Source organism: Cesiribacter andamanensis AMV16, assembly GCF_000348925.1.
In the GTDB taxonomy this organism is placed as follows: Bacteria; Bacteroidota; Bacteroidia; order Cytophagales; family Cyclobacteriaceae; genus Cesiribacter; species Cesiribacter andamanensis.
In genome coordinates, this window is record NZ_AODQ01000225.1 from 1 (window position 1) to 2,403 (window position 2,403).

Genomic DNA, 2,403 nt, shown 5'->3' on the forward strand with positions numbered 1-2,403 from the left:
TTGAGCTGAGGGTAATGCGCTGCAGGTTCGGGCCCAGGGAGTCGATCCGGTAGCTGCCCCGCAACACATCAAAATACTGCCCGCCAATCATCACATGATCATCCAGCGTGCGGGGCGGGATATCCTCCGGATTGATGATGATATCGTAGGCAAATCCCTCTCCCTCCTGCCAGTCGGTGATCACTTCCCGAAAGCGGATGCCCTTTTCCCAGCGGATGTGCCGTATGCCGCCTACTCCATCCCGGTCCAGGTCGCCGCTCAGGGGCTTGGGTACGCCGATGCGGTGGATCAGCAGGGGTTCTATCTCCTGCGGCTGGATGTTGGATACGCTCTTGATGTTTTCCCAGACCGTGGCCCTGTCGGCGGTTACCAGCAGCTGGGTGCTCACCGTACCGTACTGGTCCTGCGGGCGGTGCAGCTCCTCCAGTCCCAGCACCGCCAGGGGCAGCAGCAGGGACAGATACAGGCGGGGTGACCTATCCCCCCTTTGCCGCAGGCGTATAAGGCGAAAAACAAAGGCGCCCAGGCTACCCAGTACCAGAAAGGGGGCGATGATAATGGCCAGGCAGATGATGCCATCCAGCTCCAGCAGCAGTGCCAGATAAAAGAAAAGGAGCACCGAGCCCCAGGGCAGCAGCAGGTACCACAGATAGCTCCTGAGCTGTGCTTTGGTAGAAAGCAGCACCGGCAGGGCACCCATCACCAGCGGCAGGGCAAACACAAACCCAATGGATACCGTACGGTGGCTCCACTGCACCAGCAGCATGCAAAGCAGGGCGTAGGCCACACCGGCCAGCAGCCCCAGCAGGAGGGTTCTCAGGCGTTTCATGATGTTTGAGGGGTGATGGTTAACTGTTGCAGCGCTTCTTCTATCTGCGGATAGGCAAAGCGGTAGCCCAGCGCCTGCAGGCGGCGGGGTACCACATAGCGGCTTTTGAGCACCAGCTCGGTCTCGGTGCGGATCAGCCAGCTGCCCAGCTCCAGCAGGGGGGCGGGCAGCGGCAGGGCAAGGGGTTGGCCCAGGGCCTGGCGTAGCGCAGCCATAAAGTGCCGGTTCCGGACGGGGTGGGGTGCCGTGGCATTAAAGACCCCCTCGGCAGCGGGCGTATCGAGCAAGAACTGCAGCATGTTCAGGTAATCCTGCTGATGGAGCCAGCTCATGTACTGGGTGCCGGGGCCCAAGCGGCCTATGCCCAGCCGGGCCATCAGCTTAAGGGGAACAAAGGCACTCTCCTGCGGCCCCAGTACAAAACCCAGCCGCAGGGCCACTTTACGTACCCCTGGCTGCCGCTGCGCAAAGAAGGCCCGCTCCCATTCCTCCACTACCTCTACCGAAAAGCCTTCCCCCATTTCGCCCGCTGCCTCATCTTGCGGCGTATGAGCATGGCGGTACCAGGTGGCCGAAGAAGCATTGATCCACAAGGCGGGCGGCTGCTGACAGGCGGCTACCGCCTGGCTCAGGCAACGGGTGCTGTTGAGGCGGGAGAGCAGGATCTCGCTGCGGTTGGCAGGGGTATAGCGACAATCCACCGATTTGCCGCTAAGGTTGAGCAGCAGGCGGGCACCCTCCAGCTCCTGCTGCCAGGGACCAAGGGTGCTGCCATTCCACTGGGCATAGCGAATGGGCCCCTTGGAGGGATAGGCCTTCCGGCTCAGGATTACTACGTCCCATCCCAGTGTGCTAAAATGGGTAGCGGCCAGCTTTCCTAAGAAGCCACTCCCTCCGGCAATGATCAGTTTGTTGTGCATGGCAGTACGGTTTTGATTTCAAATATTTCATAACTTTCAAAAATAATTGAAAGTTAGTGGGTAAATTTTTTTACTTCTTCCCCGTTAGTTTCATCAGCGCCTTCATGAACCAGTTTTGCTGCGAGCTGATAAAGAGGTTGAGCATCCGCTCCGACTGCAGGGCAAAATCATAGATATCTCCGATCTGGCCCCGGAACTGGCTGGTGTCGGCATCGGCCCCCTCCACCCCCTGCAGCTCCTGCAGTACGCGCAGCATAGGTTCCAATTCCCGTTTCTTGCGCTGAACGGCTACCTGGCGGGCAATGTACTGGGCATCTTTAGGCGCTTTAAAGTACTCCCTTCGTTCGCCTACATGCAATTCCTTTTCCACCAGTCCCCAGTCCATCAGGTTGCGCAGGTTCATGTTGGCATTGCCCCTGCTGATCTGCAGGCTCTCCATCACCTCCTCGGTACTAAGCGCCCCGGCCGATACCAGCAGCAGTGCATGGATCTGGGCCATGGTGCGCGGCACCCCCCAGCTGGAGCCCAGGGTGCCCCAGGCTTCAATAAACTTGCTTTTGCTTCTGGTAACTGCATGATGGGGGCAAGGTACTAATGCTTTCATAACTTTCAAAATAAAATGAAAGATAAGTGAGGGTGTGGTGAGAATAGGTA

At 58.6% G+C, this 2,403-nt stretch carries 3 protein-coding genes; all 3 read right to left on the reverse strand.

Annotated features, from left to right (window positions below):
• Positions 1–829 (reverse strand): hypothetical protein (locus tag ADICEAN_RS20620; RefSeq protein WP_040398680.1); only part of this gene is annotated, 829 nt, incomplete at its 3' end.
• Positions 826–1,749: a TIGR01777 family oxidoreductase gene (locus tag ADICEAN_RS20625; protein ID WP_009197617.1), complete on the reverse strand. Its 924-nt coding sequence runs from the start codon at positions 1,747–1,749 to the stop codon at positions 826–828. The genes ADICEAN_RS20620 and ADICEAN_RS20625, both read right to left, overlap by 4 nt.
• A gap of 70 nt (positions 1,750–1,819) precedes the next feature.
• The gene (locus ADICEAN_RS20630) at positions 1,820–2,353 is read right to left on the reverse strand and encodes a GbsR/MarR family transcriptional regulator (RefSeq protein WP_009197618.1); all 534 of its coding nucleotides are present in this window, start codon (positions 2,351–2,353) and stop codon (positions 1,820–1,822) included.
• Positions 2,354–2,403: the final 50 nt, after the last annotated feature.